Annotated in this window: 22 protein-coding genes; 16 read left to right on the top strand and 6 right to left on the bottom strand. The window is 72.5% G+C overall.

Annotated elements, in window-relative coordinates; translation table 11 throughout:
• Positions 1-91: 91 nt before the first annotated feature.
• From WME96_RS18100 to WME96_RS18125, 6 genes are read left to right on the top strand one after another with little or no spacing between them, the layout of a single operon-like run.
• Entirely contained in the window at positions 92-529 is a 438-nt protein-coding gene (locus tag WME96_RS18100; RefSeq protein WP_437291369.1) for a hypothetical protein, read from the top strand.
• Positions 530-559: 30 nt separating this feature from the next.
• Entirely contained in the window at positions 560-3,199 is a 2,640-nt protein-coding gene (locus WME96_RS18105; RefSeq protein ID WP_437291370.1) for a DUF2169 domain-containing protein, read from the top strand.
• On the top strand, positions 3,196-4,245 hold the full coding sequence (locus WME96_RS18110) for a pentapeptide repeat-containing protein (protein WP_437291371.1): 1,050 nt from the start codon (positions 3,196-3,198) through the stop codon (positions 4,243-4,245). Before WME96_RS18105 ends, WME96_RS18110 begins: the two co-directional genes overlap by 4 nt.
• Positions 4,246-4,265: 20 nt before the next feature.
• On the top strand, positions 4,266-4,910 hold the full coding sequence (locus tag WME96_RS18115) for a DUF3540 domain-containing protein (protein ID WP_061621026.1): 645 nt from the start codon (positions 4,266-4,268) through the stop codon (positions 4,908-4,910).
• A gap of 12 nt (positions 4,911-4,922) precedes the next feature.
• Complete coding sequence (locus tag WME96_RS18120) at positions 4,923-5,315, top strand: DUF4150 domain-containing protein (RefSeq protein ID WP_061607782.1); 393 nt, start codon at positions 4,923-4,925, stop codon at positions 5,313-5,315.
• Entirely contained in the window at positions 5,312-5,761 is a 450-nt protein-coding gene (locus WME96_RS18125; protein WP_437291372.1) for a hypothetical protein, read from the top strand. Before WME96_RS18120 ends, WME96_RS18125 begins: the two co-directional genes overlap by 4 nt.
• Positions 5,762-5,822: 61 nt before the next feature.
• Here the strand turns inward: WME96_RS18125 and WME96_RS18130 are convergent, their stop codons facing one another.
• Positions 5,823-7,109 carry a hypothetical protein gene (locus WME96_RS18130; protein WP_437291373.1) on the bottom strand — a complete coding sequence of 429 codons (1,287 nt, stop codon included), beginning with the start codon at positions 7,107-7,109 and terminating at the stop codon, positions 5,823-5,825.
• Positions 7,110-7,558: 449 nt separating this feature from the next.
• Between WME96_RS18130 and WME96_RS18135 the strand changes: the two genes are divergently transcribed.
• The 6 genes from WME96_RS18135 to WME96_RS18160 all read left to right on the top strand — a co-directional run bounded on the left by WME96_RS18135 (position 7,559) and on the right by WME96_RS18160 (position 13,670).
• Complete coding sequence (locus WME96_RS18135; RefSeq protein WP_437291374.1) at positions 7,559-8,977, top strand: DEAD/DEAH box helicase; 1,419 nt, start codon at positions 7,559-7,561, stop codon at positions 8,975-8,977.
• A 230-nt stretch (positions 8,978-9,207) separates the two neighbouring features.
• Entirely contained in the window at positions 9,208-10,218 is a 1,011-nt protein-coding gene (locus WME96_RS18140) for a M23 family metallopeptidase (protein ID WP_437291375.1), read from the top strand.
• Positions 10,219-10,343: 125 nt separating this feature from the next.
• Positions 10,344-11,459, top strand: a complete 1,116-nt coding sequence (locus tag WME96_RS18145; RefSeq protein WP_437291376.1) for an alpha/beta fold hydrolase — start codon at positions 10,344-10,346, stop codon at positions 11,457-11,459.
• Positions 11,460-11,884: 425 nt separating this feature from the next.
• Positions 11,885-12,280 carry an SPW repeat domain-containing protein gene (locus tag WME96_RS18150; RefSeq protein WP_437291377.1) on the top strand — a complete coding sequence of 132 codons (396 nt, stop codon included), beginning with the start codon at positions 11,885-11,887 and terminating at the stop codon, positions 12,278-12,280.
• A 169-nt stretch (positions 12,281-12,449) separates the two neighbouring features.
• Positions 12,450-12,779, top strand: coding sequence for a hypothetical protein (locus WME96_RS18155; RefSeq protein WP_437291378.1), 330 nt, complete (start codon positions 12,450-12,452; stop codon positions 12,777-12,779).
• 468 nt (positions 12,780-13,247) lie between these two features.
• The gene (locus WME96_RS18160) at positions 13,248-13,670 is read left to right on the top strand and encodes a hypothetical protein (RefSeq protein ID WP_437291379.1); all 423 of its coding nucleotides are present in this window, start codon (positions 13,248-13,250) and stop codon (positions 13,668-13,670) included.
• A 163-nt stretch (positions 13,671-13,833) separates the two neighbouring features.
• Here the strand turns inward: WME96_RS18160 and WME96_RS18165 are convergent, their stop codons facing one another.
• Positions 13,834-15,090 (bottom strand): dicarboxylate/amino acid:cation symporter, encoded by a 1,257-nt coding sequence (locus WME96_RS18165; RefSeq protein WP_437291380.1) that lies wholly within the window; start codon positions 15,088-15,090, stop codon positions 13,834-13,836.
• A gap of 172 nt (positions 15,091-15,262) precedes the next feature.
• Between WME96_RS18165 and WME96_RS18170 the strand changes: the two genes are divergently transcribed.
• Together WME96_RS18170 and WME96_RS18175 are read left to right on the top strand one after the other, a co-directional pair.
• On the top strand, positions 15,263-16,888 hold the full coding sequence (locus WME96_RS18170; protein WP_437291381.1) for a protein kinase domain-containing protein: 1,626 nt from the start codon (positions 15,263-15,265) through the stop codon (positions 16,886-16,888).
• A 117-nt stretch (positions 16,889-17,005) separates the two neighbouring features.
• On the top strand, positions 17,006-17,497 hold the full coding sequence (locus WME96_RS18175) for a hotdog fold domain-containing protein (RefSeq protein ID WP_437291382.1): 492 nt from the start codon (positions 17,006-17,008) through the stop codon (positions 17,495-17,497).
• Between the two features lie 75 nt (positions 17,498-17,572).
• Here the strand turns inward: WME96_RS18175 and WME96_RS18180 are convergent, their stop codons facing one another.
• Together WME96_RS18180 and map are read right to left on the bottom strand one after the other, a co-directional pair.
• Positions 17,573-18,478, bottom strand: coding sequence for a Uma2 family endonuclease (locus tag WME96_RS18180; RefSeq protein WP_437291383.1), 906 nt, complete (start codon positions 18,476-18,478; stop codon positions 17,573-17,575).
• A gap of 81 nt (positions 18,479-18,559) precedes the next feature.
• Positions 18,560-19,312: a type I methionyl aminopeptidase gene (map, locus tag WME96_RS18185; protein ID WP_437291384.1), complete on the bottom strand. Its 753-nt coding sequence runs from the start codon at positions 19,310-19,312 to the stop codon at positions 18,560-18,562.
• A 105-nt stretch (positions 19,313-19,417) separates the two neighbouring features.
• Here map and WME96_RS18190 point away from each other — a divergent pair, with 105 nt between their 5' ends.
• Both WME96_RS18190 and WME96_RS18195 read left to right on the top strand, forming a co-directional pair.
• Complete coding sequence (locus tag WME96_RS18190; protein ID WP_434047976.1) at positions 19,418-19,735, top strand: LysR family transcriptional regulator; 318 nt, start codon at positions 19,418-19,420, stop codon at positions 19,733-19,735.
• Between the two features lie 29 nt (positions 19,736-19,764).
• Positions 19,765-21,663 (top strand): inositol monophosphatase family protein, encoded by a 1,899-nt coding sequence (locus WME96_RS18195; RefSeq protein ID WP_437291385.1) that lies wholly within the window; start codon positions 19,765-19,767, stop codon positions 21,661-21,663.
• Positions 21,664-21,797: 134 nt separating this feature from the next.
• Here the strand turns inward: WME96_RS18195 and gnd are convergent, their stop codons facing one another.
• Both gnd and WME96_RS18205 read right to left on the bottom strand, forming a co-directional pair.
• On the bottom strand, positions 21,798-22,781 hold the full coding sequence (gnd, locus tag WME96_RS18200) for a phosphogluconate dehydrogenase (NAD(+)-dependent, decarboxylating) (RefSeq protein WP_437291386.1): 984 nt from the start codon (positions 22,779-22,781) through the stop codon (positions 21,798-21,800).
• Positions 22,782-22,863: 82 nt separating this feature from the next.
• Positions 22,864-23,886, bottom strand: coding sequence for an STAS domain-containing protein (locus WME96_RS18205; RefSeq protein ID WP_437291387.1), 1,023 nt, complete (start codon positions 23,884-23,886; stop codon positions 22,864-22,866).
• Positions 23,887-24,191: the final 305 nt, after the last annotated feature.

A 24,191-nucleotide genomic window follows, 5' to 3' on the forward strand; every position in this document is an offset into this window, starting at 1 on the left:
CGTCCGCGAGCAGCTCGACCGTGACCGCCGCCACCTGCGGGCGGGCCGCAGCGCAGCGCCCGTGAGCCACAAGGAAAGATCGCGCAGCGACATGGGTACGATCATCGCCATCTCCGCCGTCCTCGTGCCGCTGCTCGTCGTCGCGGTCGTCCTCTTCTTCGTCTTCCGCCGGGAGGACGCCCGCATCGACGCGGCGAAGGAGCGGATGGCCGAGCTCGGCGAGCGGACGGCCCGCGCGCGGGCCGCCCAGGCCAGGGTGGTCTCGAGCCGGACGCGCGGCACGTTCGAGGACGGCGCCATGGCGTTCGTCGATCTCCGGCTCGAGGTACAGCCGTCGAGCGGGGCGGCGTACCTCGCGAACACGGAGTGGGAGATGAACACGAGCTCCCTGTCCATGGTCGAGCCGGGCAAGCCCGTCGCCGTCAAGATCGACAGCGACGATCCCGAGCGCGTTTACCCTGACGTGGGTTGGGCCAAATTCTCACGCTCGTACGTCGCGCGCAGCGTGATGAACAAGAGCGAACGGTGAGCGGCCCTCCGGCGTGAGCCCATAACCCCTATGCGGATCATCAAACCCCAGCGCATCTCCATCCTGCAGCGCGTGTTCGAGCTGAAGCAGCAGCGCTTCCTCGCGCTCGGCCTCACCGCGTACCTCCCGCTCGACGCGCCGGAGCTCCCGCTCCCCGAGATCTCGATGTGGCAGGAGATCCCGAGGCAGCTCGGCAAGGACGTCGCGCTCGACGAGGGGCTGCCGAAGCCGCGCGGCGAGGTCCTCGTCTTCGGCAAGGCCTTCGCGGCGGGCGGCAAGCCGCGCCCGGCGTTCCGGGCGCGCGTCCAGGTCGGCCCGGTCGACAAGGCGGTGTACGTCGTCGGCAAGCGCCGCTGGGAGCGCGGCGTGCCGAGCGAGCCCGAGCCGCTGACCGAGCTCTCCCTCGGCTGGGACAAGGCGTTCGGCGGGCCGGGCTTCGCGCCGAACCCGATCGGGACGGGGCTCGCGACGGTCGAGGAGGACGGGAAGAAGACCCAACTGCTCCCGCAGATCGAGCACCCGAAGCACCTCATCACCTCGCCGAACGACCGGCCGCCCCCCGCGGCGTTCGGCCCCCTCGACGCCACCTGGCCCGAGCGCCAGTCGAAGCTCGGGACGTACGACGCGGCGTGGCTCGAGAACGATTTCCCGGGCTTCGCGCGCGATCTCGACCCGGAGTACTTCATGGTCGCGCCGCCCGATCAGCGCCTGCCCGGCTTCTTCCAGGGCGGGGAGCCGTTCGCCCTGGAGCACCTCCACCCCGAGGAGGCCACGCTGACGGGCCGCGTGACCGAGCTCGCCGCGCGTTGCTTCGTCACGCGGGCCTCGCGCGGCGACGCGCTCGAGGAGGTCGCGACGCGGCTCGAGACGGTCGTGCTCCTGCCCAACATCCGGCGCATGATCGCGATCTTCCGGGGCGTCGCGCGCGTCGAGGAGGACGACGGGCGCGACGTGAAATGCCTGCTGGCGGCGCTCGAGCGCCGCGGCGCCCCCCGGCCGGAAGCCCACTACCAGGCCGTCTTCGAGCAGCGCCTCGACAAGAAGAAGGGCCACCTCGTCGCGCTGCGCGATCGCGACCTCTTGCCGGAGCCCGACCCCGGCGCCGCCGCGCCGCCGGACGAGAAGTTCAGCGACATGGACGACCTCCTGCGCCGCGAGGGCGTGCTCGAGCGGCGGTCACGCGAGCGGGCGCAGCGCGAGCTGGACAAGGCCCGCATGTCCGTGCGCGTGCTCGGGCTCGATCCGGACGAGAAGGGCATCCCGCGCGAGCTGCCGCCGCCCGAGGCGCCGCCGAAGCTGGACGAGCTGCCCGAGTACATCGAGCGGGTCGAGGCCGAGGGCGCCCGCATCGAGGCCGAGGCCAAGGCGAGGCAGGAGGAGGCCCTCGGGCAGGCGCGCCAGAGCCTCGCCGAGCACGGCATCGACCTCGACGCGGTCATCGAGAAATCGAAGAGCGCGGGCGGGCCGCCCCGGTTCCGCGCGGACGAGCACCTCGCCCGCATGCGCGAGACCGCACAGGCCGGCCGCGAGCTCGGCGCCCCGATGGAGGAGCTCGAGGCCCAGATCGAGGATCCGGCGTTCCTCGCGAAGCTGCGCAAGCTCGAGGAGGCCCAGCTCCTCGGCTACCGGACGGCCGCGCACCACATGGCGCCCGCGGCCCTCCCGGACGAGGCCGCGCAGAAGGACCTCCGCGCGCGGGTGGAGGCCGCGCTCGCCTCCGGCGCCCCCATGACCGGCTGGGACCTCACCGGCGCGGATCTGCGCGGGCTGGACCTGTCCGGGGCCGTCCTGCGGGAGGCGCTCCTCGAGCGCGCGGACCTGCGCGATTGCGCGCTCGCCGGCTCGGACCTGTCGGGCGCCGTGCTCGCGCGCGCCAACCTGGAGGGCGCGCGGCTCGACGGCGTCGGCCTCGAGGGCGCGAACCTCGGCGAGATCCGCGCGCGCGGCGCCGATTTCGGGGGCGCGCGCCTCGCCAGGGCGATCCTGCACCGCGGCGAGCTCGCGGAGGCGCGCTTCGCCCGCGCCGACCTCCGGGGCGCCGATCTGTTCGAGGCGCGCCTGCCGCGCGGGGACCTCGAGGGCGCGATCGCGGACGAGGTCCTCTTCTACGAGTGCGACCTCGAGGGGGCGCGCCTCGATCGCGCAAGCCTTCGAAAAGCAACGTTTTTCCGCTGTCGCATGGCCGGCGCGAGCCTCGCGGAGGCCGTGATCGAGGCCGCGGCGCTCGTCGAGACGGGCGCGGAGGGCGCCTGCTTCCGCGGCGCCCGCGCGAACAACCTGCGCCTCGTGCTCGAGTGCCGGCTCGGCGGGGCCGACTTCTCGGGCGCGGAGCTCGAGCTCGCGACGATGCGCGGCGCCTCGATGAAGGGCGCCGGGCTGACCGGCGCCCGGGCCGACGGCTGCGATCTCAGCGAGTCGGATCTCAAGGAAGCGCGCCTCGCGGGCGCGAGCCTCAAGGGGGCGCGGCTGATGCGCACGGATCTCGGCGACGCCGAGCTGTCGGACGCGAACCTCATGGAGGCGATGCTGCAGAACGCGCGCGTGCACGGCGCCTCGTTCCTGCGGGCCAACCTGTTCCGCGCGAACCTGATGGGCGCCGAGGGCGACACGCGCACGAGCTTCAAGGACGCCCACGTCGTCCGGACCTTGTTCCCGAGGCGAAAGCGATGACCAAGGACGATCTGCTCGAGCGCGTCGCGAACGCGGATCCCGTGACCGACGAGGATCTCGCGGGCGCGGACCTGCGCGGCGCCGATCTCTCCGGGGCCGTGTTCGAGCGCGTGTCCTTCCGGGGAGCCGACCTGACCGGCGCGAAGCTCCACGAGTCGGTCTTCTCCGACTGCCGGTTCGAGGGGGCGAAGCTCCCGGGGGCGCGCCTCCGCCACGGGGTGTGGGACCGGTGCACGTTCCTCGCGGCCGACCTGCGCGAGGCCGACCTCGTCGCCGCGAGCCTCGTGGAGTGCGACCTGTCGCGCGCCACGCTGGACGGCGCCGACCTGACCATCGCGAGCCTCCTCAAGCCGCGCCTCGAGGAGGCGAGCCTGAAGGCGGCGAACCTCGACCGCGCGGCGCTCGTGGACGCCGAGGTCGCGCGGGCGGTCTTCGAGGGCGCGCGGCTCCAGCAGACCGCGCTGCTCAAGGCCGACCTGTCGACGGCGCGCCTGCGCGGCGCGCTCTTCGAGCGGACCATGCTGATCGGGGGCAAGCTCGGCGGCCAGGACCTCTCCGGGATGGATCTCACGCTCGCGCAGCTCATGGAGGTGGACCTCACCGGCTGCGACCTCCGCGGCGCGAGGATGGTGCAGGTGAACTGCAAGGGGGCCTCCCTCGTGGGCGCGCGCCTCGACGAGGCGAACCTCGAGCGGGCCCTCTTCGCGGAGGCGAGCCTGACGAACGCGACGCTCAAGAACGCGAAGGTCGGTCAGGCGCTCTTCGTGAAGGCGCGCCTCGACGGCGCGAGCCTCGAGGGCGCGAGCGCGCAGCAGGCGATCTTCAAGAGCGCGAGCTGCGCCGGCGCGAGCTTCGCCGGCGCCGATCTGACGTACGCCGATTTCTCGTACGCGGATCTCGCGAACGCGGATTTCTCGCGCTGCACGCTGTTCCGCGCGCGGTTCCACCGGACGCGCCAGCAGGACACGCGATTCACGAACCGGTCCGCGGCGCTCGGCGACGACGAGGAGCTGAGCGAGGCGGAGCGGCGCTCGGAGAGCCGATAGGGGTCAGCACGGAGGTACCGATGAGAGACAATCTGGCAAGGAAGCTCGCGTGGCCGATGCAGGAGGTCGCGACCGTGGTGGGGGTCTCGGGTCGCGGCCTGCGCCTCAGGTCGAGCTCGGGGGAGTTCGAGGCGCGGCGCGCCGCGAGCTGCCTGCTCGAGCCCGCCCTCGGCGACGAGGTGCTCGTCGCGCACCACGAGCGCGGCTCCCACGTGCTCGCGGTGCTGGAGCGCGACGACGCGACGGCGGCGCGGCTCTCCGTCGAGGGCGATCTCGAGATCGCCGCGGCGTCGGGCAGGCTCTCGGTGAGCGGGCGCGACGGGGTCGACGTGGCGACCCCCGGCGAGGCCGCGATCGCGGCGGGCTCCGCGCGCCTCCAGGCGGGGCGCGCAGATGCGGTGGTCGGGGTCCTGAGCCTGCTCGGCGACAGCCTCACCGCGAAGGTCGACCGCGTGAAGACCGTGGCGCAGTCGGTCGAGACGGTCGCCGAGCGCCTCGTGCAGCGGCTCGACCGGGCCTACCGCTTCATCGCGCGGTCCGAGGTGGTGCGCGCCGAGTACCTGGAGTTCGAGGCGCGGGCCGCGTTCCACGTGAAGGCGGAGACGACGCTCGTGAACAGCGGCGGGCTGACCAAGATCGACGGCTCCCAGATCCACCTGGGCTGAGAGGAGGACGACATGTTCGCCAACACGCAGATGATGGGCATGTCGCTCGGCGCGCCCGACGTGTGCCTCACGCCGATGCCCGCGCCGACCCCCATCCCGTACCCCAACATCGCGATGCAGCCGATGGGCATCCCGGCGGCGTACAACGTGCTGTTCATGTGCGCGCCGGCGCACAACATGGCGACCACCGTGCCGCTCACGAACGGCGACAACCCGGGCGTCGCCCTCGGCGTCGCCTCCGGCATGGTGATGGGCCCGTCGCGCCACGTCACGGCGGCCTTCACCGTGCTCGTCGGCGGCATCCCGGCCACGCGCATGACCAGCATGACGATCACGAACTCGACCAACTGCCCGGCGGTGTCGATCGTCCCGAGCCAGGTCAAGGTGCTCCTCCTGGCGCCGTGAGGGACCACAGCAAGAACCGCCTGGCGCTCATCACCGGCCGCTACGCGGCGCGGCAGCAGGAGAAGCTCGAGGGCGATCGCCAGGCCTTCGACGACGCCTTCCGCGCGGCGCGCGACGCCGTGATCCGGCCCGTGCTCGAGGAGATCGCCGCCGAGCTCCGGTCCGCCGGCCACGCCCCGCGCGTCGCGTGCGACGAGGCGCCCGAGACGCCGAGCATCGAGCTCCTCCTCGGGATCCGGGGCGTGAACGCGGCGCCGCGGGGCGACCTCATCGCCTTCTCGGTCATCCAGCGGCGCGCGGCGCCGGAGATCCTCGCCTACCTGGTCGTGAGGCCGCCGCCGATGGATCTCCTGCGCTTCGCGAGCGCCGCCGAGATCTCCGCGTACCAGGTCGAGCAGCTCGTGGTCGACGCGATCGAGCACATCTTCGCGTGCCGCTCCATCTGAGGCCGCCTCCGTCGCGGCGACGCGCCGCCGCCGGGGGAGGGCGGCCGCGCGCGGCGCGCGATCACGGCGCGCCGCTTCCGGGCGCCGGGTCCTTGCGGGTCAGGTAGAAGAAGTCGCGCAGGGACCGCTTGCGGATGTACTCGTCCTCGGAGAACTCGAAGCCGCTCGCGAGCGCGACCGGCATGAGCGCGCCGCCCTCGCCGGGCTCGTAGGTCAGGAACTTCGGGTACGACCAGTTCACGTCGAGCTGCGCGACGGCCGTGGCGCCCGCGTGGCGCAGCCCGAGCGCGATGGCCTGCGCGGTCGTGTGGTTGCTGATGCCGACGAAGAGGACCTTGCCGTCGCGGTCGAGCCCGACCGCGGAGCGACGGATCACCGTGTTGCCGTCCAGCGTGGCGCCCCAGTTGCGGCCTCCGGACCCGCCGAGCAGCGGGTGGAGCTCGCCCTCGTCGACCATGCAGCTCGGCGTCTGCCGCCACCACCGCATCCCGCCCTCGTCGGCGGCCATCCTGGTCCACGGCGCGACCTGCATCCGCCCGTCGCGGTAGAGCGCGAGGGCGCAGGCCTTGTCGCGGGGGCGCACGAGCGTCACGTCGTCGACCCGCATCCCCCACTGGCCGTGCTCGGTCATGAAGCCGCCGTTGAACGCCGCGAGCAGCCGCCCGTGGTGCGCCTCGGGGATCTTCGCGAGCCGCTCGTAGGCCTTGCCCTCGTCGGTGGTCGCCGCCGGCTCGCGCGAGCCGGCCATCAGGTGGACGTCGACCCCCGAGAGATCCACCGCCACGACGAACAGCTCCGCCCAGGAGCGGTGCGGATCCGGGTGGATCAGCGTCTTGTAGAGGCGCGGCGGGTCGCCCGGACGAGCGCGATCCACGATGGGCACCCACTGCCCGTCGCCGGGCGCCGGCCAGGCGGTGTGCGAGGGGCCGACGTCCTTCGGCCGGAACGCCGCCGTCACGACGGCCGGGGCGACCCCGGCGTCCGCGCTCGCGACGGGCGCGGCGGGCTCCGGCGCCTGCGCGGGCACCTCCCAGTACGTCTTCGGCGGCTCGTTCTTGCGGACGAGCTGGTGGACGCGATCCTCGACGCCGTAGGCGGTCTCCTCGATCGCGGTCACGTTCTCGGCGCCGATCACGGAGCGCAGCCCGTTCGCGACGAGCGGGCCCATCCAGGGGATGCGGTGCACCGCGATCCACAGCCCGGCGCCGGCGACCGCCGAGACGGCCAGGGAGCCGAGGATCCAGCGCCGCCGCTTCGACTTCGCGCGGCGCCGCGGGACGCCGTGGTCCTCGGGAGCAGAGCGCCCGGCCTGAGCCGGCGGGTTCGGGGCTTCGGCGGTTTCGGCCATGGTGCTGCGGTGCTGCGGAAGGACGGATGGAAGAAGGGACGCGACGAGGCGCGGGGCGACGCGGGGCGAGCCCCCGCCGCGGGCGAGGGTGTAGCACGACGCGCCGAGCTCACGAAGCCCGCTCGCGCGCGGGCGCGCGCCCCGGAAGCCGAAAGATGCCAGCGATCCGCGCTCGCGCCGCCGCCGCGCGGCGCGCTGATCGTACAGCGCGCGGCAGACGGACGCGCGGTCGCTCCTCGACTTCCTCACCATCGCGTACTAGAGTCGCGGCCTCGGACTGACCTGGCACGGGTCGCGGTGCTCGGTCGCTGTCAAGTGGGCCTCGCAGCCTCCGTTCAAGGAGGCGCAGGGCGGCAGCTCTCCGTGATCGATCCCTCCGCGATGGAGGGCGCGGTGCCGCGGCGCACGTCTCGACCTGTCAGGAGGCGCTCCTCTGGAGCCCGATGTCCATGCAATTTGCCGATCTCAAGCTGATTGAACCGCTGCTCCGCGCCATCGAAGCCGAAGGGTACACCGCCCCGACGCCCATCCAGGAGCAGGCCATCCCCCCCATCCTCGAGGGCAACGACGTCCTCGGGTGCGCGCAGACGGGCACCGGTAAGACCGCCGCGTTCGCGCTGCCGATCCTGCAGCGCCTCGCGCAGGGCGGCGTGTCGGCCGGCCCGCGCGCCCTCCGGGTGCTCGTGCTCACCCCGACGCGCGAGCTCGCCGCGCAGATCGGCGAGAGCTTCGTCACGTACGGCAAGAACCTCGGCCTGCGGACCGCGGTCGTCTTCGGCGGGGTGGGGCAGCGCCCCCAGATGGAGGCGCTGCGCCGCGGCGTCGACGTGCTCGTGGCGACGCCGGGCCGGCTGCTCGACCTGTGCTCGCAGGGCGTCTCCCCGTTCGGCCGGCTCGACACGCTCGTGCTCGACGAGGCCGATCGGATGCTCGACATGGGGTTCATCCACGACATCCGGCGCGTGCTCGCCATGCTGCCCGAGCGCCGGCAGACGCTGCTGTTCTCGGCCACGATGCCGCCGGACATCCAGAAGCTCGCGAACAGCATCCTGCGCCGCCCGGTGCGGGTCGAGGTCGCGCCGGTGGCCACGACGGCCGAGAAGATCGACCAGCGGGTGGTCTTCGTCGAGCGGTCCGACAAGCGCGCCATGCTGGAGCAGGTGCTCAAGGATCCGGCCCTGCGCCGGGCGATCGTGTTCACCCGGACCAAGCACGGCGCCAACCGCGTGGTCCAGCAGCTCGGCCGCGCGCGCATCGAGGCCGTCGCCATCCACGGGAACAAGTCCCAGGGCGCGCGCGAGCGGGCGCTCGCGAGCTTCAAGCAGGGGACGACGAGCGTGCTCGTCGCGACCGACATCGCCGCGCGCGGCATCGACATCGACGACATCTCGCACGTGATCAACTACGACCTCCCGAACATCCCGGAGAGCTACGTGCACCGCATCGGCCGCACGGCGCGCGCCGGGGCGTCGGGGGTGGCGCTCTCGTTCTGCGACAGCGAGGAGCGCCCGTTCCTGGCCGACATCGAGCGCCTCATCCAGAAGCGCCTGCCGATCCTCGAGATCCCGGGGCTCGTCGGCGCCCAGCTCGACCCCAGGCCCGCGATGCAGGGGCAGGGCCGTCCGCCGGCGCAAGGTCGGCCTCAGGGGCAGGGTCGCCCGCAACCGCAGGGGCGCCCGCAGATGCAGGGTCGGCCTCAGGGCCAGAGTCGGCCTCAGGACCCGAGTCGGCCTCAGGGCCAGAGTCGCCCGCAGGCGCACGCCGGGTCGCAGGGGCAGAGTCGCCCGCAGGCGCAGGCTCGGCCGCAGCAAGGTCGGCCCCAGGGCCGACCGCAGCCGCAGCACGACACCCAGCGCGCGGATCGCTGAATCCGGCCGCCACCTCCGCACTGGCCGCGCCGCGCTCGCCCAGATCGGGTGTCGCGGCCGGCTCGCATCACCCGCTGTTCACGCTGGCCGACAGCAGCGGCGGCGGGCTGATCGCTCGCTCGTCGACCGCGGCTCCACCGCTCCACCGCAAGGTTGCATGCCGGCATCGCTCCGTGCGTGCATTCGCATTATTTTCGTCGATGTGCGCGAATTCTGGCACGATCGCGCGCATGCGTATCCCCGCCATCGTTGTAAGCCTGCTTACCGTTGCTGCGTGTGATCGCGGTGCTCCCGCGGGCGCGCCCGACGCGGGTGCTGAAGCCGCCGCCGACGCCGCGCCGGCCGCCTCGGCGGCCCCGCCTGCCTCGGCGAGCGCGCCGCCTCCGGCGTCGGCCGATCCCGGCGCGGCGGCCGACGCCGGCGCATCCGCGGCCCCCGCGGCGAGCGCGGACGCGGCGGACGCCGGCCCGCCCGCGGCCGACGCGAGCCGCCTCTCCGTGGAGGGGCGCGCCGTCCAGGGAGGACTCCTCCGCGCCAAGCTGACGGGCAAGCTGCGCCGCATGGCGTTCCCGGGCCACCGCGTGACCGTGAGCGATGAGGGGGAGTTCCTGATCGCCTTCTCGCGCAACGCGCCGGCGCAGGAGAAGCTGACCATCACGTTCGACGATGGACAGGTGCTCGAGAAGCTCTTCGACGTGGAGCAGCGCACCTTCGAGGTCGACAAGGTCGACAACCTGCCGGAGAACATGGTCAAGCTCGACATGGCGACGCGCGTGAAGCTCACGCAGACCGACAAGAAGCTCGACGCGATCCGGAACAAGTACACGAAGAAGAACTGTTACAAGGACGGCTTCATCTGGCCGTCGAAGGGCCCGATCACGTCGCGTTACGGCCAGCCGCGCGTGCTCAACGGCACGGACGGTGGGATCCACTGGGGCGTGGACATCGCGGCGCCCGTCGGGGCGGCGGTGCGAGCGCCCGCCTGCGGAAAGGTCGTATTCGTCGAGAAGAACCTTCCGCTGAGCGGCCACACCATGATCATCGATCATGGCCACGGACTGACCTCCACGTTCATCCACCTGCACGCCTTCGCTGCCAAGGTGAACGACGAGGTCAAGCAGGGTCAGGTGATCGCCACCGTCGGGATGACCGGCCGCACGAACGGCGCGCACCTCGACTGGCGCATGAACCTCTTCGAGACGCGCGTCGATCCCGAGCTCCTGGTCACCCCCGCGAAATAAAGGACGGCCTGCCCCCCGATCTGCCCGCGGCCCGGCGGAGCGGGCGGGGAGGGGCACGCCGCGCCGCGGTCGAGTCGCCGCGGCCCTCGTCATCCCCTCTGGCACGTCACCTGGAAGGTCTCCTGTTGAGAACGCCCTCGCTCACCCCGGTCCTCGCGTTGCTCCTCCTCTCGCTCGCCCCCGCGGGGTGCGCGCCGGCGCCCCGCGCCGATCTCCAGCCCGCCGCGCCCTCTGCGGCGCCGCCGGCCGCGCCCTCTGCGGCGCCGCCGACCGCGCCCTCTGCGGCGCCGCAGGCCGCGCCTGCGGCGGCGGGCCTCGACCCGGAGCTCACCTCGTACACGTATCCTTACCCGGTCCGTTACTTCGAGGTCGAGTCGCAGCGCCAGAAGCTCCGGATGGCATACATGGATGTGCAGCCCGAGAAGCCGAACGGGCGCGCGGTGCTCCTCCTCCACGGCAAGAACTTCTCCGCGAGCCACTGGGAGCCGACGATCCGGGCGCTGACCCAGCGTGGTTTTCGGGTCATCGCGCCCGATCAGATCGGGTTTGGCAAATCGACGAAGCCCGCTGCCTACCAGTTCAGCTTCCACGGTCTCGCCGACACGACGCGGGCGCTGCTCGACTCCCTCGGCGTGCAGCGCGCGGCCGTCGTCGGTCACTCGATGGGGGGCATGCTCGCCGCGCGCTTCGCCCTCATGTTCGCGGATCGCACAGAGCGCCTCATCCTCGTCAACCCCATCGGCCTCGAGGACTGGAAGACGGTGGTCCCGTACCGCTCCGTCGACGCCTGGTTCAAGCAGGAGCTCCAGGCGACGCGCGACACCATCCGCGACTACCAGCGCAAGAGCTATTACGACGGCGCGTGGAAGCCCGAGTATGAGCGCCAGATCGAGATCCAGGCGGGCTGGACGGAGCACCCCGAGTATCCGCGCGTCGCGTGGTGTTCGGCCCTCACGTACGACATGATCTTCACCCAGCCTGTCGTCTACGAGCTGCCGCGCCTCCGTACGCCCACGCTGCTCCTCATCGGGCTGCGGGACCGGACGGCGCTCGGCAAGGCGTGGGCCCCGAAGGAGGCCGCGGACGCGCTCGGCGACTACACCACGCTCGGCAAGAAGGCCGCGCAGGCGATCCCCGGCGCCAAGCTGGTCGAGCTCCCCGGCGTGGGCCACCTGCCGCAGGTCGAGGCGTTCGAGAAATACCGAGACGCGCTCGTGAAGTTCCTCGAACAAGCCCCCTGAGGGCGCTCCCCGGGGCCGACGCTGCCGCCCGCGCAACCCGGGGCGGGGCAGCCGGGCGAGCGCGCTGGACAGCCGGAACAACACGCCTTTTCTGCCATTGCAGGAAGCGTGTGCGACGATGTCATGTGGCGGGTGGGCGCTGTCGGGGCAATGTGCCACACGAAGAGCGCTCGCCGCCGGGGGCCGTGCGCCTCGAAGCGGCGCACGGCTGTCCCGGAACGCTGCTGTCGACGTGGGCAGTTCATCGCGCAGGGCCAGCACAGGCCCGCAGGCAACGGTATCCCGCGCGATGGATCGATGAAAGGGTGGCTGAGCTCGCCGGGTGGACGGATCCGCTCCGCCGAGCCGCTCTGCGGCATGCGCCTTGCAGCTTCTCGGACCGACGAAGGCACTCAAACAGAACATTGGTTTGCAAGGAGTCGGTCATGAAGATCCTGTCGCCTCGAGTTCATGGATACATCGATTATGCGGTTGCGGCCCTGTTCCTCCTGGCCCCTTCGCTGTTCGGCTTCAGCGGGTTCGCCGAGACGCTGTGCTACATCCTGGGCGCCGTGCACGTTGGCATGACGCTGCTCACCGCGTATCCGCTGGGCGCCGCCAAGGTCATCCCGTTCCCTGTTCACGGAGCGCTCGAGGCCGTGGTCGCCGTCTTCCTGGTCGCGGCGCCCTGGCTGTTCAACTTCGACGAGGTGAACGCCGCGAGGAACTTCTTCCTGGCGTCGGGCGTGGCCGTCGCCCTGGTCTGGCTCGTGACGGACTACCGTTCGGCCTACACCACGACGGCAGCGGGCGTCCGGCCGGAGCACCGCTCGTTCTCCTGATGGTTGTCGCGTGATTGCTCCTCGCGAGTCGGCGCGGCGGCCGGGGCAGTGCCTCGGCCGCGCGCCGTTTTGTTCCATGGAGGTTCGACGTGGCCGTCGATGACGACGCGGTGGTCGCTCGAGCGAAACCGCGGCAAGCTCATGCAGGGCGGGAGGGAGGACGGGCGCGATGAGCGATCTGAAGAAGGAGCTGCAGGGCCTGCGGGTGGGGGACTTCCAGGTGGGGGCGGTGCCCGTCGGGGGGACGAGCGATGCGCTCGACACCGAGGCGAACCGCGAGCGGGCGCGGCGAACCGAGGAGGACAAGCGGGCGGCGCAGTTCGGCGGCAGCGTCGAGGGGGCAGGGGAGGCGGCGATGGAGGCGGCGGAAGAAGCGACGGCAGCGGTGGATACGTCGATCCAGGAGGCTCGGGCACGCTTGAAGAGCCGAGAGAAAGACGAGGACGTGCCGATCTTGCTGCGCGATCCTGCGACGGGAGCGACGATCAAGCACCGGTAGAGGAGCCGGCGCCGCGACGCCGGCGCCTCCGCGCGCGGCGGCCGCGCCTGCGACCATGTTCCCGCCGGCGAGCTCAGCCACGGTGTGAGAACACTCCCCTACCATCAGCCAGCCGATCCGGTCCGTCGCCCGAGAACGAGCAGACTCGACCTTGGCTCGTGCCCGGCGAAGTCACTGCAGAGCGCCGAACACGCCTCGCAGCGGCTCGAAACCGTCGCGTGACGTGCCAGCAATGAAGCCGAGATCTCGCACACTTGACGCCTCTCCCAGGAGTCTGCTCCGGCCAGGACATCGACGGGCTGTCGCTATTGTGGATGCTCCTCCGCTCCGCTCGACACGCCATCCGCTCCGTACGAACGGCCGTCCGCTCCCGTGGAGGAAAGCGATGTGCTCCAGGTCTTCGACGTTGCTCCGTTCCGGGCAGGGAGTTATTCAAACACTCGAAACGACTGACGGAGAGGACTAGCCATGATGAACATGCCAATGAGCTCGATGCCGATGATGGGGGGCATGATGCCGATGATGGGGGGCATGATGCCGATGGGCGGCATGATGCCGATGATGCCCAACATGATGGGCATGATGGGCATGGGCGGCATGATGCCGATGATGCCCAGCATGATGGGCATGATGCCGAACATGATGGGCATGATGCCGAACATGATGGGCATGATGCCGAACATGATGGGCATGATGCCGAACATGATGATGCCGGGCATGATGGGCATGATGCCGAACATGATGGGCATGATGCCGAACATGATGATGCCGAACATGATGGGCATGATGCCGAACATGATGGGCATGATGCCGAACATGATGATGCCGAACATGATGGGCATGATGCCGGGCATGATGGGCATGATGCCCGGAATGAAGATGGCGGCCTGACACCAGGACATCCCGGCGTGGCGACGCCCGCCGGGATGTCGGTGAAACCGCGCGGCTCGACCCCCCGAGCCGCCGGGGACAGCGGCTCCAGACCTCACGGAGCGCGACGCCTGCGCGTGACCTCAGCCAGGAGGTATCACCCGCAGGCGTCGGCCATTTCGGCTCACGTCCCGGGCTCTTCCTGCGGTTTCGGGTGCTGATCCCGCGAAACGTACACGGCCGCCGCCAGATCCCCCACCACGTTGATCACGGTCCGACACATGTCGAGGAACCGATCCACCCCGAGGACCAGGCCGAGCCCCTCGGGCGGGATGCCGAGCATCCCCAGGATCATCGCGATGACGGGGAGCGAGCCGGCAGGGATGCCCGCGGTGCCGATCCCCCCGAGCACCGAGATGAGCATCACGATCGCCTGCTGTCCGAGGGTCAACGTGACGCCGTAGACCTGCGCCAGGAAGAGCACGGTCACCCCCTCGAACAGCGCCGTCCCGTTCTGGTTCATCGCGGCGCCGGCCGTCAGGACGAAGCGCGCCACGGACGGCGGGAGCCGCAGCTCCTGCTCGGCCACCTTCAGCGAGGTCGGCAACGTCGCGTTCGACGAGGCGGTCGAGAACGCCGTCACGATCGCCGTCCGGCTCCCCCGGAAGAAGGCGATCGGCGACATCCCGCCCAGGAAGCGCACCGAGAGCGAGTACACAACGAACATGTGCAGGCCGAGGCCGAGCAGCACCGTGAGCACGTAAGCCGCGAGCTGCTGCATGATGCCGATGCCCATCCGGGACGTGATCGTGAAGAGCAGCGCCCCCACGCCGATCGCCGCGTACCGGAGCACCCCCTCGATGAGCCGCATCGAGACGTCGAACAGCCCCTGGATGCACTCCCGGAGCCGCGTCGCCGCCTCGGTCGGGGTGAGCGACAGCGCGAGGCCGAAGAGGAGCGAGAACGTGATCACGGCGAGCACGTCGCCGGCGGCGGCCGCCTTGATGACGTTGTCCGGCACCATCGCGATGATCATCCCCACCGGCGAGGTGTCGGCCGGAGCGGTCGCCGCCTTGATCCCGCTGCCGCTCGCGAGGCCGCGGACCGCCTCGGGCAGGCCGTCGCCCGGGCGGATCAGGTTCACGAGGACGAGGCCGATCAGCACCGCGATGGTCGAGACGACGGCCGTGTAGCCGAGCGTCCGCAGGCCGAGCCGGCCGACGTGCTTCAGATCGAGCTCGCAGACGCCCATGACGAGCGCCGAGAACAGGATCGGCAGCACGAGCATGAACAGCAGGCGCAGGAAGATCTGGCCCACCGGATAGGTGATGTGATCGACGAACCAGCCGAGCGCCGGGGAGCCCGCCGCGACCGCGTTCGCCGTCAGACCGCCCGCTGCCCCGACCGCGACCCCGAGCAGCATCGTTCGATGCGATGACATGGCGCCACCTTACACAAGCCGCGACGCCGTGAGCCGCCGAGTTCGCCCCCGCGGCCCGCCGCCGTGCGCCTTTCCTCGGCGTCCGCCTCGCCGCGGCGCGCCTCATCGGGCCGGTCGCGGCGCCGGGCTGCCTGTCCAAGCCCGCGCGGATCCATTACGCTCGCCGCCGGCCATGCTGAAGCCGGGCGATTCGTTCGAGCGCTACACGATCGAGGCCGCCATCGGGCAGGGCGGGATGGGCTGCGTCTACCGCGCGCACGACGCGCGGCTCGGACGGCGCGTGGCGGTCAAGGTGATCGCGGGCGGCGCCGTGGACCCTGACGCCGCCGCGCGCCTGCTCCGCGAGGCGCGCGCGGCCGCCGCGCTCGACCACCCGAACGCCGTCTCGATCTTCGACGTCGGCGAGCTCGAGGGGACGCCGTTCATCGTGATGGAGCTCGTCGCCGGCCGCACCCTGCGCAGCGCCATCGGCGGCGCCGAGGTGCCGGCCTCGACCCGGATCGCCTGGCTCGCCGACGTCGGCCGGGCGCTCGCCGCGGCGCACCGGCGGGGGCTCGTCCACCGCGACATCAAGCCGGAAAACGTGATGGTCCGCGACGACGGCGTCATCAAGGTGCTCGATTTCGGCATCGCCCGCCGCGCCGCCGGCGACGCGGACCCGATCGCCTCGACCGAGGCCCCGGCGCTGCCGACGCTGACCGCCCTGGGGGTCAAGCTCGGAACCCCGGTCTACATGGCCCCGGAGCAGATCCGCGGCGGGGAGCTCGACGGGCGCGCGGACCAGTTCGCGTGGGGCGTGCTCGCGTTCGAGCTCCTCACCGGCAGGCTGCCCTGGCGCGGCGCGGGCGACATGCTCGCGGTCGTCGCCTCGATCCTCACGGACGAGGCCGACCGCGCCCTGCTCGACGCCGCCTCGGTGCCGCCCGCGGTGAGCGCGGTCGTGCTGCGCGCCCTCTCCAAGCGCCCCGAGGACAGGTTCGCGTCGATGGATGACCTCGTGCGCGCGCTCGATGCGGCCGGGCGTGGCGAGGCGCCCGCCGCGGCGGTCGCGCTCGCTGCGCAGGCGCCCGTCGCGAAGGGGGGCGAGGCGCCTCGCGGCGGCGTGACCGAAGCGCAGCGGTTCTCGACCGAGGAGGTCCGCGACGTCCTCGCGCGCGCGATCGAGCGGCAGGCCTCGGCGGACGGCGGGGAGCCCCCCGCGCCGCGCGGCGACGCGCGGCTCGGCTTCGACGACCTGCTCGCCGCGGCGGAAGAGGTGGGCGTCGCCCCGGAGGCGCTGCGCGAGGCGAGCCGGGCGCTGCGCGCGCGCGACGTGGAGCGCAGGGCCGTCGAATCGACCGCCGCCGAGCGCGCCTCGTGGCTCCGGCGCAAGCGCCGCGATTTCTACCGGCACCTCGGCATCTACGTCATCGTCAACGCGGTGCTCGTCGTGCTCCTTGGCATGGTCGGCGTCGAGCAGCTCTGGGGGTTGCTGGTCCCGCTGCTCTGGGCGATCGGCCTCGCCATCCACGGGCTCGTCGCGTTCACCGCGCACGAGGACGACTGGGCGGAGGAGGCCGAGCGCATGCGGTGGTGGCACGAGCATCACCGCCGCAGGCACGAGGTGGCGATGGCGCGGGCGATCGGCGGAGCGCGCCCCGCGGCGGCGCTGCGCCAGCGCGTCGAGCCGGCGGGCGGCGACCGGCAGGGCAGGGTGCGCGTCGCGGCGGACACGGCGCGTCCCGACATGGAGCAGGCGGAGCAGGCAGAGGACGAGGCCGCGGTCGCGGTGAGCAGGGCGCAGCGCCGGCGGCGCTGATCCCGGGAGCGCGCGGGTTGTCCGCGCCGGGGGCGGCGCCGCGCCGGCATGCGCTAAGCTCGCCGCGCTCGCTGCTCGCTGCTCGCTGCTCGCTGCTCGTCGCCTCCGGAGGCCGTCATGTCCAAGATGAACCTCATCGCCCGTTCGATCGCCCCGCTCCAGGTTCTTCCGTCCTTCTTGCGCTCTCGCGCGCAGACCGCGCTGTTCCACCGCATGGTGCCGTTCACGGGCACCGCCGGGATCCAGTTCGACGAGGTGAGCCCGGAGCGGGTGGCGCTGCGGCTCGCCAACGGACGCAAGGTGCAGAACCACATCGGCGGCGTCCACGCCGCGGCGGCGGGGCTCCTGGCCGAGACGGCGACCGGCTTCGTCGTCGCCGTCAGCCTGCCCGACGACAAGCTGCCGCTCCTGCGCAGCATGAAGGTCGATTACAAGCGCCGCGCCCAGGGCGGCCTGCGCGCGGTCGCGACGCTCTCGTCCGAGCAACGACGCTCGTTCGAGGACCAGCCGAAAGGCGACGTGACCGTCGCCGTCACGGTGACGGACGACAGCGGCGCGTCGCCGATGGAGTGCGAGTTCGTGTGGGCGTGGGTGACCAAGGGGAGGTGACGCTTCAACGGACAGGGCAGCCGCGGGCACGACGCGCCCGGTCCGGCGCCGCGCCTGCGCGCAGAGCGGTCGCGATCAGTTGCGACGCAGCCGCTCGATCTCCGCCAGAGCCTCGGCGAGCTGGCGCTCCAGGTCCGAAGCGCGGCGGGCCTCCGCCTCGGCACGCCTCGCCTCGTCCGCCGCGCGCCTCGCCTCGTCCGCCGCGCGCCTCGCCTCGTCTGCCGCGCGCCGCTCCGCCTCTTCGGCGCGCTTCGCCTCGTCTGCTGCCCGCTGCTCCGCCTCGTCTTTGCGCGCGAGCACGTCGTCCAGCGTCACCCCGAGCCGCGCGATGAGCTCGTCCGCCTCCTCCAGCTTCGCCGTCCCGCTGAAGAAGCGCAGCTTCGGGCCCACGATCGCGAGCTCCAGCCCGAGCACGTGAGACGCGAAGCGGCCTGCCTGGGGCATGATCGGCTGATAGCTTCGCGCCCTGCGCGCCGTATCGGCCGGCGGGAGCCGGTAGCCGCGCAGGCTCAGCCGACGCCGGTCGAAGATGAAGTACTCGGAGATGCCGAGTCGGGCATAGCGCTCGACGTTGAGCTCGAAGTCCTTGGCCAGGTTGCCCGCATAGGCCACCTCCAGGACCAGATCGAGCCCTTTGCCCTCCGCGTTGACGACCCATTTCATCCGCTCGCCAGGCTCCACATCGAGGACGGCGAGCAGATCGGGCGCGAAGGCGGGCTCGTCCGGATAGAACACCGCGAGGTTCGAGGACAGGTAAACCCTCCGCCCGGTACGGCGAAAGTACGCGTCGAGCGTCTCGATTGCCTGCGACGCGGCCACCCGGTGCGGATCTCCCTCGGGCGGCTCGAGCTCGAACTCGGACGGAAGCATGTCCACCACCCGCGCGCGCTCCTCGTCGCTCATGCGCTCCCATGCCGCCAGCGAGGGGGCGCGCGGGTCATCGGGGTCGAACGCATAGCCGTGCTCGAGCGCGTGCCGCATGGACCGCCATTCTAGCAGCTTTCCTGCGTGGTTCGCGCCGAGCCTGGGCCCCTGAGGCCGCCGTCTTCTGCCCCCGGAACCTCAGGAGAGCGTCAGGATCTCGCAGCCGTCCGGCGTCACGAGCACGGTGTGCTCGAACTGCGCCGACAGGCTGCCGTCCTCGGTGACGATGGTCCACCCGTCATCGAGCGTGCGGATGCGGTGCGAGCCCAGGTTGACCATCGGCTCGATCGTGATGGCCATCCCGACGCGGAGCCGCATGCCCGCGCCGCGCACGCCGGTGTGCGCGACGTGCGGCGGCAGGTGCATCCTCCGCCCGATCCCGTGCCCGCCCACCTCGCGGACCACGCTGCACCCCTCCGCCCGCGCGACCTCCTCGATCGCCGCCCCGATGTCGCCGAGCCGCGCCCCGTGGCGCACGACCGCGACGCCCGCGTCCCGGCACCGCCGGGCGACGTCCACCACGTGCCGCGCCTCGGCGCTCGGCTCTCCGATGAAGAACGTCGCGGAGGTGTCGCCGTGGTAGCCGTCGAGCTCCGTGGTCACGTCGACGTTGAGGATGTCGCCCGGCGCGAGCACCTCGTCGCGCCGCGGGATCCCGTGGCATACGACGTGGTTCCGGCTCGTGCACACCGCCGCCGGGAAGCCCTTGTATCCGAGCTGACTCGGGCGGCCGCCGCGCTGCGCCGTGTCCTCGCGCACCCACCGGTCGATGTCCGCCGTCGTCACGTTGGGCTGGAGCCGCGCCCCGACGGCGGCCAGGGTCGCCGCGGCCGCGCGACCGGCGCGCCGCATCGCCTCGCACGCGCGAGGCCCGAGGATGTCCACGTTCATGCGAGGCGTATGCGCGCGCGGCGCCCGCCCATCCAATACTGTTTTGATCTCGGGCGCTCGCGCGCGGCTCCTCACCCGGGCGGCGTTCGCGGTACTATCGTCCGCGTGAGCCTGTCGCAGATCCGCTACTTCATCGCCGTCGCCGAGGAGGGCCACGTCGGCCGCGCCGCGCGCCGGCTCCACATCGCGCAGCCGCCCCTCAGCCGGCACATCCGCGGCCTGGAGGATGAGCTCGGCGCGCAGCTCTTCGAGCGCACCGCGCGCGGCATGCGCCTCCTGCCGGCCGGCGCGGCGTTCCTCGACCACGCCCGCACCATCGTCGCGCAGGTCGACGCGGCCGTCGCCGACCTCCGCAGCTACGGCGCCGCGCCTCCCGGACGTGATCGCGACGCCGGCGGCGGCCGGCGCGCCGACCTGGGCTAGGCTGCGCCCGGTGGAGCCACGGGACCGGCATGGGCTACGACGCTGACCTCGCGCTGGCCGTCGAGGCGGCGCGCCGCGCGGGCTCGATCCTCCGCGCGGAGTTCCACCGCCCCGGCGGCCCGCGCGGCGCCGGGACGCACGCCGCCGTCGACGTGGAGGTCGAGCTCCTGCTGCGCGACGCGCTCACCCGGGCCACCCCCTACGCGTTCCTCGGCGAGGAGACCGGCGCCCGCGACGGCGCGGACCCCTCGCACCGCTGGGTCGTGGATCCGAACGACGGCACCGCGTCCTTCCTGCACGGCTACCGCGGCGCCTCGATCTCGATCGGCCTGCTGCGCGAGGGCACGCCGGTGCTCGGCGTCGTCTTCGCGTACGCCTACCCCGACGATGACGGCGATCTCATCGCCTGGGCAGAGGGCACCGGGCCCATCCGGCGCAACGGCGCCGCGGTCTCGGCCTCGCTCGCCGGCGGCGCGCTCGACCGCTACGCCGTCGTGCTGCTCTCGCAGTCGGCGGACTACCTCCCGGCCCGGAACGCGCGGTGCGTCGCCCCGGCGCGGTTCCTCTCGCTCCCGAGCCTCGCCTACCGGCTCGCGCTGGCGGCGGTCGGCGAGGGCGTCGCCGCTGTCTCGCTCAGCCGGCCGCGGAGCTGGGACTACGCGGCCGGGCACGCGCTCGTGCGCGCCGCGGGCGGCGAGCTCGTCGACGACGACGGCGCGCCGATCGCGTACACAGCGCAGCGCGAGGGCGAGATCTGCCGCCTCTTCGGCGGCGCGCCGGCGGTCGTGCGGGAGCTCGCGCGGCGCCCGTGGAACGCCGTCATCCACGGCCGCATCCCCGCGCCGCAGGGCGCGTACGGCCTCCTGCGCCCTGCGCACAGCCTGCTCGTCGCGGATCCCGGCGCGCTCTCCCGCGCCCAGGGCTGCCTGCTCGGCCAGCTCGCGGGCGACGCGCTCGGCGCGCTCGTCGAGTTCCGGACCGCGGAGGAGATCGCGCCGCTCTATCCGGGCGGCGTCTGCGATCTCGCCGACGGCGGCACGTGGAACACGCTGGCCGGGCAGCCGACCGACGACTCCGAGATGGCGATCATGCTGGCGCGGTCGATCGTGCGCAAGCGCGGCTTCGTCGCCGAGGCAGCGCTCGACGCCTACGTGCACTGGTACGGCTCCCGCCCGTTCGACATCGGCAACACCACGGCGACCGCGCTCGCGGCCGCCGCGGGCGCGCCGCTGGCCGGCGCGCGCCGCGAGCGCGCCCGGGCGGCCGCGAGCCTGACCAGCGAGGCGAACGGCTCCGTGATGCGCGCGGCGCCGCTCGGCATCCTCGGCGCGGGCCGCCCGCGGGAGGCCGCCGCGTGGGCGCGCGAGGACAGCGCGCTCACGCACCCCCACCCGGTCTGCTGCGCCGCCTCCGCCGCGTTCGTCGCGGCGATCGCCGCGGCGGTGGGCGGCGCCGGCGTCGAGGGCGCCTGGGAGGCGGCCTGCGCCGAGGCGGAGCGGGGCGGCGAGCGCGTGGTCCTCGCCGCGCTGGAGGCCGCGCGCCGCGCGCCGCCCCGGAGCTTCTCGCACCAGGCCGGCTGGGTCCTCATCGCCCTGCAGAACGCCTTCCATCAGCTCCTCCACGCGCCCTCGCTCGAGCGGGGGCTCGTCGAGACGGTGATGGCCGGCGGCGACACCGACACGAACGCCGCCATCGCCGGCGCGCTCCTCGGCGCCGCGCGCGGCCGGGACGCGGTCCCGGACCGCTTTCGCCGCCTCGTGCTCTCCTGCCGACCGCTGCCCGAGGCAGGGGCGAAGCGCGCGCGCCCCCCCGAGCTCTGGCCGGTCGACGCGATGCTCCTGGCCGAGGCGCTCCTCGCCGCCGGCCAGCGAGCGCAGCCCGAGGAGTGCGACCCGCCGGAGAGCTTCCGGACCGGCGACATCGGCTAAAATTCAGTAATTTCGATAACTTAACGGTATTCTGCGAGCGTCTTCAGCGCGCGGCAGGTGACCCGGCGTAGCGGCGCCCGCGACGCATCGGGGCGCGGCCGCGGAGGGTCGCCGGGTCGATCGGCAGGCGCCGCTCAGCCCCCGGTCGGGCGCTCCAGGTGCCCGCCGAACTTGTGGCGCATCGCGGAGAGGACCTTCTCGGCGAAGGTGTGGTCGTGGCGCGAGCGGAAGCGCGCGTAGAGCGCCGAGGAGAGCACCTCCGCGGGCACCGCCTCCTCGATCGCGGCCATGACGGTCCAGCGGCCCTCCCCGGAGTCCTGCACGAAGCCGCTGTACCCGCCCAGATCCGGGCTCTCGGTGAGGGCGATCGCGGTGAGATCGAGCAGCCACGAGCCCACCACGCTGCCCCGCCGCCACACCTCGGCGATCTCGCCGAGGTCGAGGTCGTACCGGTGCTCCTCGCGCAGGCGCGGGGTGGCCGCGTTCTTCAGGATGTCGAACCCCTCCGCGTAGGCCTGCATGAGGCCGTACTCGATCCCGTTGTGGACCATCTTCACGAAGTGCCCGGCGCCGACGGGGCCGCAGTGGAGGAAGCCCTCTTCGGCCGTGCTCTGCGCCTCCTGCCGGCCCGGCGTACGCGGGATGTCCCCCGTCCCCGGCGCGAGCGTCCGCAGGATGGGCAGCACCAGCGAGAACGCCTCGGGGGCGCCGCCGACCATGAGGCAGTAGCCGCGATCGAGCCCCCACACGCCGCCGCTCGTCCCCACGTCCACGTAGCGGATGCCCCGCGGGGCGAGCTCCCTGGCGCGGCGGACGTCGTCCTTGAAGTAGGTGTTGCCCCCGTCGATGATCACGTCGCCAGGGGCGAGCTGCTCGCCGAGCTCCTGGACGACGCGCTCGGTCGTGGCGCCCGCGGGGAGCATGACCCACACGACGCGCGTCGGCGCGAGCTTCTCCACCGCGTCGCCCAGCGAGGAGGCCGCCTCTGCGCCGTCCGCGGCGAGCTGCTTCACGCTCTCCTGGTTCAGATCGTACGCCACGACCTCGTGGCCGCCGCGCATGAGCCGGCGCGCCATGTTGGCGCCCATCCTCCCGAGTCCGATCATTGCGAGCTTCATCTCTCACGCTCCTGTCTGCGGTCGCGGGCGTACCATGGGACGCGCGGCGCGCCTCCGTGTCCGGGCGCCCTCCCGGAGGCGGTCACCGCGGCTTCTGTCGGATGGCGCCCATCGCGTGCTCGAGGGCGCTCTTCAGCGTGCTGAACACCGGGATCCCCTCGAGGCTCCCGCCGGCGTCCAGGATGCGCCTGACCATCCCTGCCGGGACGCCGGAGACGATGCACTGGCTGCCGAGCAGCCTCGTCGCCGCGAACAGCCTGATGAGGTGCTCGATGGTGGAGGGGTCGGTCGCCTGCGCGCCGGTGAGATCCACGATCATGAACCGGGCGCTGTGCGCGACGATCGCGGCGAGCACCTCTTCCATCATGCGCGCCGCGCGCGCGCCGTCGACCGTGCCGATCACCGGCAGCGTGAGCACGCTGTCCCACACCTGGATGATCGGCGTCGACATCTCCAGCATCGCCTCGTGCTGCGCGCGGACCCGATCGAGCTGCACGCGCAGCTCGATCTGCACGCGCTCGAGCTCCTCGTTCTGCTCGCGGAGCTGCGCGCTCGCGTCGGCGAGGTCGAGCGAGTTCTTGAGCATCGTGTAGGTGGCGCCGACGTACAGCGCGTACGTGGTCGCGCTCGCGAGCGCCTTCCGGTCGATCTGGCGCTGGTCTTCCAGCGCGAAGAGCATCGTGCCGATGGTCTTCTTGTAGACCTGGATCGGCACGTGGAACACGACGTCCGGATCCTCCGCGAGGAGCCACGCGCGCGCGAGGTCCGCCTCCCGCGCCTCGGTCCAGGGCCCCTTGAACCACGCGGCGCGCTGCGCTTCCAGGGCTGCGACCATCCAGGCGTCCACGACGACGCCGCCGCCCTCGGGCGCGCCGTACTCGAAGGTGCCGTGCTCGTACCTCGCCGCGATCCGGGCGCCGCCGCCGTCGTTGCCGAGCACGACGCAGAGCCGCTGGGACGGCACGATCCAGCGCGCGCTCGAGCAGACCTCTTCCCACAGCGATCTCAGGTCCGGCTGGCTCGCGAGCTTGAGGAGGATCTCGTTCAGGACGCCGAGGACGATCCACCCGCCGCCGCCCTCGGAGGGCTGGCCAGACTCTGGCATCGACATCAGCAATCGAGGTCGAGCGGGATGCCCGCGGCGGCGGTCCGTGGTTCGATGCTCTGCGAGGAGGCCGCGCTCACGACGGTCTCCTGGATCGTTTCCGCGCAGAGCCCCGGCTCGCCGGTGCGAGCGACGGGCTCAGGACCAGATCGAATCTCGGCACGGTGCACACTCCTCGCGCTCGGCGCGCGGGCGCATCTTACCCCGCAATCGGCTCGCGGTGGGAGCTCTCTCGCCTGCCGCGCGCCGCGCCCGCGCCTCCTCACGCCGGCTCCGCGGCGTCGCGCCGCGTCGTTCCTCGCCGA

It is taken from the genome of Sorangium sp. So ce406 (assembly GCF_051474675.1).
Lineage (GTDB): Bacteria > Myxococcota_A > Polyangia > Polyangiales > Polyangiaceae > Sorangium > Sorangium cellulosum_G.

What these genes read in the sequence shown, in the direction of transcription:
- WME96_RS18100 (WP_437291369.1), top strand. Translation starts at nt 92, where the DNA reads ATGGGTACGATCATCGCCATCTCCGCCGTCCTCGTGCCGCTGCTCGTC.
- WME96_RS18105 (WP_437291370.1), top strand. Translation starts at nt 560, where the DNA reads ATGCGGATCATCAAACCCCAGCGCATCTCCATCCTGCAGCGCGTGTTC.
- WME96_RS18110 (WP_437291371.1), top strand. Translation starts at nt 3,196, where the DNA reads ATGACCAAGGACGATCTGCTCGAGCGCGTCGCGAACGCGGATCCCGTG.
- WME96_RS18115 (WP_061621026.1), top strand. Translation starts at nt 4,266, where the DNA reads ATGAGAGACAATCTGGCAAGGAAGCTCGCGTGGCCGATGCAGGAGGTC.
- WME96_RS18120 (WP_061607782.1), top strand. Translation starts at nt 4,923, where the DNA reads ATGTTCGCCAACACGCAGATGATGGGCATGTCGCTCGGCGCGCCCGAC.
- WME96_RS18130 (WP_437291373.1), bottom strand. Translation starts at nt 7,109, where the DNA reads ATGGCCGAAACCGCCGAAGCCCCGAACCCGCCGGCTCAGGCCGGGCGC.
- WME96_RS18135 (WP_437291374.1), top strand. Translation starts at nt 7,559, where the DNA reads ATGCAATTTGCCGATCTCAAGCTGATTGAACCGCTGCTCCGCGCCATC.
- WME96_RS18140 (WP_437291375.1), top strand. Translation starts at nt 9,208, where the DNA reads ATGCGTATCCCCGCCATCGTTGTAAGCCTGCTTACCGTTGCTGCGTGT.
- WME96_RS18150 (WP_437291377.1), top strand. Translation starts at nt 11,885, where the DNA reads ATGAAGATCCTGTCGCCTCGAGTTCATGGATACATCGATTATGCGGTT.
- WME96_RS18155 (WP_437291378.1), top strand. Translation starts at nt 12,450, where the DNA reads ATGAGCGATCTGAAGAAGGAGCTGCAGGGCCTGCGGGTGGGGGACTTC.
- WME96_RS18160 (WP_437291379.1), top strand. Translation starts at nt 13,248, where the DNA reads ATGATGAACATGCCAATGAGCTCGATGCCGATGATGGGGGGCATGATG.
- WME96_RS18165 (WP_437291380.1), bottom strand. Translation starts at nt 15,090, where the DNA reads ATGTCATCGCATCGAACGATGCTGCTCGGGGTCGCGGTCGGGGCAGCG.
- WME96_RS18170 (WP_437291381.1), top strand. Translation starts at nt 15,263, where the DNA reads ATGCTGAAGCCGGGCGATTCGTTCGAGCGCTACACGATCGAGGCCGCC.
- WME96_RS18175 (WP_437291382.1), top strand. Translation starts at nt 17,006, where the DNA reads ATGTCCAAGATGAACCTCATCGCCCGTTCGATCGCCCCGCTCCAGGTT.
- WME96_RS18180 (WP_437291383.1), bottom strand. Translation starts at nt 18,478, where the DNA reads ATGCGGCACGCGCTCGAGCACGGCTATGCGTTCGACCCCGATGACCCG.
- map (WP_437291384.1), bottom strand. Translation starts at nt 19,312, where the DNA reads ATGAACGTGGACATCCTCGGGCCTCGCGCGTGCGAGGCGATGCGGCGC.
- WME96_RS18195 (WP_437291385.1), top strand. Translation starts at nt 19,765, where the DNA reads ATGGGCTACGACGCTGACCTCGCGCTGGCCGTCGAGGCGGCGCGCCGC.
- gnd (WP_437291386.1), bottom strand. Translation starts at nt 22,781, where the DNA reads ATGAAGCTCGCAATGATCGGACTCGGGAGGATGGGCGCCAACATGGCG.
- WME96_RS18205 (WP_437291387.1), bottom strand. Translation starts at nt 23,886, where the DNA reads ATGCCAGAGTCTGGCCAGCCCTCCGAGGGCGGCGGCGGGTGGATCGTC.